This is a genomic window from Actinomadura logoneensis (genome assembly GCF_003428695.1).
GTDB lineage: Bacteria > Actinomycetota > Actinomycetes > Streptosporangiales > Streptosporangiaceae > Spirillospora > Spirillospora logoneensis.
The window spans coordinates 1-5,003 of the sequence record NZ_QURH01000230.1; the positions used below are offsets into that span (position 1 = coordinate 1).

A 5,003-nucleotide genomic window follows, 5' to 3' on the forward strand; every position below is an offset into this window, starting at 1 on the left:
ACCCGGCCCCGGCGTCCGGCACCGCGTCGGGCCCGGCGCCGGCCGCGGCGAGGGTCTCGCCCAGGCCGCGCAGCCGCGCGAGGAAGTCGGGGGTGGGCATGTCGTCCGGCACACCGGCGGACGGACGGGAGGCGCGGTCGGCGTCCCCCAGAGGGGTGCCGTCCGCGGAGGCGGACGCGCCGAGCGGCCCGTCGCCCGGCAGTCCGGGCAGGGAGACGTCGGGGAAACCGGCCCCGGAAAGGTCGTGGGCGGCGAAGGGATCAGCGAAGCCAGGGCCGGGGAAGCCCGGCATACCCGGCGAGGGACGGTCCGAAGGAGCGGCCCCGGGACGACCGGTCGCGGACGTGCGGTCGGACGCGGACGTGCGGTCGGACGCGGACGACGTGCGGTCGGACGCGGACGACGTGCGGTCGGACGCGGACGCGTCGGGTGGTGTGGCCAGGCCGCGGAGCCTGGCCTTCAGGCGTCGCAGCGCGTCGGCCTCGGCGCGGCACGACGCGCAGCACGCGAGGTGGCGCAGGGCGCGTTCGCGCTCCTCATGCCCCAGCTCGCCGTCGACCAGAGCGGTCAGACGCTCCCCCAGACAACTCACGCGGCTCCCTCGTCGATCAATCTCAGGTGTGGCGCCCCGGTGCGCCGGACCACCCGTCAGCGGCCCTCCGCGACCGCCGCCACCGCCCGTCCGGCGGTGGGCTCGGCCGCCCCGCGGCGGGGCGCCCGGTGCTCCAGCGCGGCGCGCAGCTGCGCCCGTCCCCGGTGGATGCGGCTGCGCACTGTTCCCAGTTTGACATCCAGGGTCGCGGAGATCTCCTCGTAGGAGAGCCCCTCGATGTCGCACAGCACCACGGCCGCCCGGTACTCGGGGGCCAGGGCGTCGAGCGCGGCCTGGACGTCGGAGTCGAAGTTGCGGTCGTCGTACGCCTGCGCCGGGGTGGGCTCGCGGCCCTGGAGGCGCTCGGCGGCGTCGTCCGCCAGCCCCTCGAACCGGATGCGCTGCTTGCGCCGCGCCTGGTCGAGGAACAGGTTCGTGGTGATGCGGTGCAGCCAGCCCTCGAACGTGCCGGGCGTGTAGTTCGACAGCGAACGGAACACCCGGACGAAGACCTCCTGCGTGAGGTCCTCCGCGTCGTGCTGGTTGCCGGTCAGGCGGTAGGCGAGCCGGTACACCCGGCCCGAGTGCTCCCGGACGACCTCGTCCCAGGACGGTGGCGCCCATTCGGCCTCGGGCGCGTTCTCGCGCGTACGCGTCGCCGCGTCGGCCCGGCCTCGTCCGGAGCCGACCCCGACAGCGCTCTTGAAACTCAGTGCTGCCACTCCCATGGTGCCGGGCTGTTCCTCTCTCCATACGGTGGAACGACACGGTCGCGCCTGGGCTGGGGCGGTCGCCGTACTGCGATCCACACCCGCCCCCGGCCGGGGCGGGCGCCATCGTGAGTTAGAACGTGCTGAAACGCCAGTTGGTTCCCCGTCAGCGATATTGTCTTTCCAGCATGAGCCAGGCGGGGGTCCCGCGAGGAGGCAGCCATCAACGCCATTGAGGCCACCCTGACCTACGTGGAGGAGTTCCTCCCCGAGGACGAGGCGACCGTCAGCGCCCGCCACCGGGGCCGCGAGGTCGGCGCGACGCCGATCGGCCCCGCCGGCGGCGCCGCACTGCGCTTCCTCGCCACCCTGATCGGCGCGCGCACCGTCGTCGAGATCGGCACGGGCTGCGGCGTGTCCGGGATCTACATGATGCGCGGGATGCCGAAGGACGCCGTCCTCACCAGCGTGGACGTCGACCACGAGAACCAGCGCCTGGCCAAGCTCGCCTACCGCGAGGCGGGCCTCGGCTCGTACCGCACCCGCATGATCGTCGGCCGCGCCCTGGAGGTGCTGCCGCGCCTCACCGACGGCGCCTACGACATGGTCTTCTGCGACGCCGTGAAGACCGAGTACCCCGAGTACCTCACCGCCGCGCTGCGCCTGCTGCGTCCAGGCGGCGTCGTGGCCTTCGACAACGCCCTGTGGCACCAGCGGATCGCCGACCCGGCCCACCGGGGCGACCCGACGACCGAGGCGATCCGCGAGGTCCACCACCTGATCCGCGAGGACGAGCGCCTCGTCCCGCTGCTGCTGCCGGTGGGCGACGGCCTGCTCTGCGCCGTCAAGCGCGACTGACCCCGTGCCCGCCCCCCGGGACCCCCGCGTCCGCCCCTCCCCGGACGGCCAGCCCCGCAGGCCCCGGTGGGTGGACACCGCCCACGACGTCGAACCCCCCGCCCCGGCCCCCGAACCCGCCCCCGAACCCCTCCCGGGGACCGAGGACCCTCCGCCCCCGCGGTCTTCCGCAGAGGACGGAGACACCGCGGCCTCGAACGCACCGGGCGCGGAGTCCGCGAACGGAACCCCTGCGGCCGCGAACGCCCCGGACGGAGCTCCTGCGGGACCGCGGCCTCGAACGCACCGGGCGCGGAGTCCGCGAACGGAACCCCTGCGGCCGCGAACGCCCCGGACGGAGCTCCTGCGGGTGCCAAGACGCCGGGCGCGGAGTCCACGGACGGAGCCCCTGCGGGCGCGAACGCCCCGGACCGAGCCCGTGCGGACGCGAGCGCCACGGACCGAGCCTCTGCGGGCGCGAGCGCGACGGACGGTGAGGCTCCTGGTTCGCAGGCTCCGGGCGCGGATGACTCTGAGGCGGAGGTCCTGGGGAGCTTCGCCGTCCGGGTGGGGATGACGTGGCGGACGGCCTGGCGCGGTCTGGCGTTCGGCATCCTGCTGCTCGCGTCGGCCGGGTTCGTGGCGGGCGGCCTGATGCGCGGCGGGTCCGGCGTCGGGAGCCTGGTGTTCATCGTGCTGGGCGCGCTGGGCCTGGTGGCGTTCGGCGGCGGGTTCCTGGCAGCGGTCGGAGGGCCGCTGGCGCGGCGTCCCGTCCTGGAGCTGGACTCCGAGGGCGTCCGGCGGCCCGCGCCCTGGCCGCTGCCCCGCTCGCGCGACCGCGTCCTCCCCTGGACGGACGTGACCGCCCTGGCCGCGCTGCGGCGCGGAGTGCCGGGCACCAAGCGCGGCGAGCAGGACTACCTGGTCTTCCTCGGCACGGACGCGCTGGTCGAGCTGGCCCGCACCGCCGAGCGCCCGGCTCTGGTCGCCTTCACCCTCGCGGACGTCCCCGCGACGACCCCGGGCATGCGGGAGGCGGCCCGCTGGTGCGTCGGCGTCGAGCAGGGCTGGGACACCACCCTCCCGACCCTGGTCAAGGAGATCCGCCGACGCCGCAAGGTGCCCGTCGTGGACCGCCGCGCCCGCTGACCCGGCCCCGCCCCCGCGATGGAGGGCATGGGCCGGACGGTGCGGTGCGAGGGCGTCAGTCGGACGCGAGCCACTCCAGGAGGAGGCGGGTGGAGAAGCCCGTGGCGCCCTTGGTGATCTCCAGGTCGTCGGAGGTGGCGCGGCCCGGTCCGGCGATGTCGAGGTGGGCCCAGGGGCGGTCGCCGACGAACTCGCGCAGGAACAGCGCGGCCATGATGGAGCCGCCGCCGTAGCCGCCGCGCTCGATGTTGGCGACGTCCGCGACGTCCGACTCGATGCCCTTGCGGTACTCCTCGACGAGCGGCAGGCGCCAGACCGGCTCGCCCGCTGCCTCGCCCGCCGCGAAGAGCGCGTCCGCGAGGGCGTCGTCGTTGGCGAACAGGGCGCCGTGCCGCAGGCCGAGCGCGACCTTGGCCGCGCCGGTGAGGGTCGCGACGTCCACGACCAGGTCGGGCGCGAGCTCGGCGTCGGCGTAGGCGAGCGCGTCGGCGAGGACGAGCCGCCCCTCGGCGTCGGTGTTCAGCACCTCCGACGTCCGGCCGCCGAAGTGGGTGATGACGTCGCTCGGCCGCATGGACGATCCGGACGGCATGTTCTCGGCCGCCGCGACCAGGCCGGTGACCTTGGCGCGGACGCCGAGGTCGCGCAGGGCCGCCATGACCGCGATGACGATGCCGCCGCCCTGCATGTCGGTCTTCATGAGCTTCATGTTGTCGTTCGGCTTCAGCGACAGGCCGCCGGAGTCGAACGTGATGCCCTTGCCGACCAGGACGATGTGCCGATCGGCGCCGTCCGGCTCGTAGGTCAGCTCGATCAGCCGCGGCGGGTGCAGCGGCGAGCCGGAGCCGACCGCCAGCAGGCCGCCGAAGCCGCCCTCGGCCAGCTCGTCCTCGTCCCGGACGCGGACGGACAGGCCGTGCTCGGCCGCCAGCTCGCCGGCCCGGTCCGCCAGCCACGCCGGGGTCTTCTCAGAGGACGGCGTGTTGGCCAGGTCGCGGGCCAGCCCGGTCGCGCGGGCCAGCGCGACACCGCGCGCGATCTTCGGCGCGGCGGCCTCCGGACCGGACTCGGTGAGGACGGTGAGCGCGCCCAGCGGGCCCTTCGCCGGGGCCTCGCCGATCCGGAAGTCGTAGGAGGCGAGCAGGGCGCCCACCACGAACGCCGCGAGGTCGCCCTCGGGGACGCCGGCGACGAGGTTCGCCCGGCCGCGGGCGCGGCGGGCCAGGGCCGCGCCCGCCTTGCGCAGGTCGGCGGGGGCGGCGTCGCCGACGCCGTAGAGCAGCAGCTCACGGACCTTGTCGCCGACGCGGACGGGCGTCGCGACGACCTCCCCGGGCTCGCCCTTGGCGCCGTGCAGGGCCAGGATCTCGTCCAGCGTGAACGGGAGCGCGGCGGCGATCTCGGCGGCGGGCGCGACCGGCCCCCGCCGGACGGGGATCGCGGCGAGCTCGGCGTCGAGGTCGGTCACGGCCTGCGAGACGGTCCCGCCGGCGGGTGCGACCCGGGTCTGGATGGGCATGCTGAACGCTTCCCCCTGTGCTGGGTGCTGCTGAGCTGAATACGCTGCTGGGCTGGGTTACCTGCTGGGCCGGGCACCGGGTCGGGCCGGTACCCGGTGGGCCGTTCCGGTGCGGACGGACCGGGCCGGGTCCGCCGTGGGGCAGGCCCGGCCGCCGTGGTCGGCGGCGTCCGGACGGCGGGCCGGGACGGCCGGG

At 75.6% G+C, this 5,003-nt stretch carries 5 protein-coding genes; 2 read left to right on the top strand and 3 right to left on the bottom strand.

What is annotated here, in order from left to right; genetic code table 11:
* Both DZF91_RS41135 and sigE read right to left on the bottom strand, forming a co-directional pair.
* Positions 1-592, bottom strand: a 592-nt coding sequence (locus DZF91_RS41135; RefSeq protein WP_199486611.1) for an anti-sigma factor family protein, incomplete at its 3' end; no start/stop codon positions are given.
* 56 nt (positions 593-648) lie between these two features.
* The gene (sigE, locus tag DZF91_RS13435) at positions 649-1,320 is read right to left on the bottom strand and encodes an RNA polymerase sigma factor SigE (RefSeq protein WP_117357810.1); all 672 of its coding nucleotides are present in this window, start codon (positions 1,318-1,320) and stop codon (positions 649-651) included.
* A gap of 234 nt (positions 1,321-1,554) precedes the next feature.
* Between sigE and DZF91_RS13440 the strand changes: the two genes are divergently transcribed.
* Together DZF91_RS13440 and DZF91_RS13445 are read left to right on the top strand one after the other, a co-directional pair.
* Positions 1,555-2,160 carry an O-methyltransferase gene (locus tag DZF91_RS13440; RefSeq protein WP_117357811.1) on the top strand — a complete coding sequence of 202 codons (606 nt, stop codon included), beginning with the start codon at positions 1,555-1,557 and terminating at the stop codon, positions 2,158-2,160.
* Positions 2,161-2,712: 552 nt separating this feature from the next.
* Positions 2,713-3,288 (top strand): hypothetical protein, encoded by a 576-nt coding sequence (locus tag DZF91_RS13445; protein ID WP_117357812.1) that lies wholly within the window; start codon positions 2,713-2,715, stop codon positions 3,286-3,288.
* A 55-nt stretch (positions 3,289-3,343) separates the two neighbouring features.
* Here the strand turns inward: DZF91_RS13445 and DZF91_RS13450 are convergent, their stop codons facing one another.
* Positions 3,344-4,807, bottom strand: a complete 1,464-nt coding sequence (locus tag DZF91_RS13450) for a leucyl aminopeptidase (RefSeq protein WP_117357813.1) — start codon at positions 4,805-4,807, stop codon at positions 3,344-3,346.
* Positions 4,808-5,003: the final 196 nt, after the last annotated feature.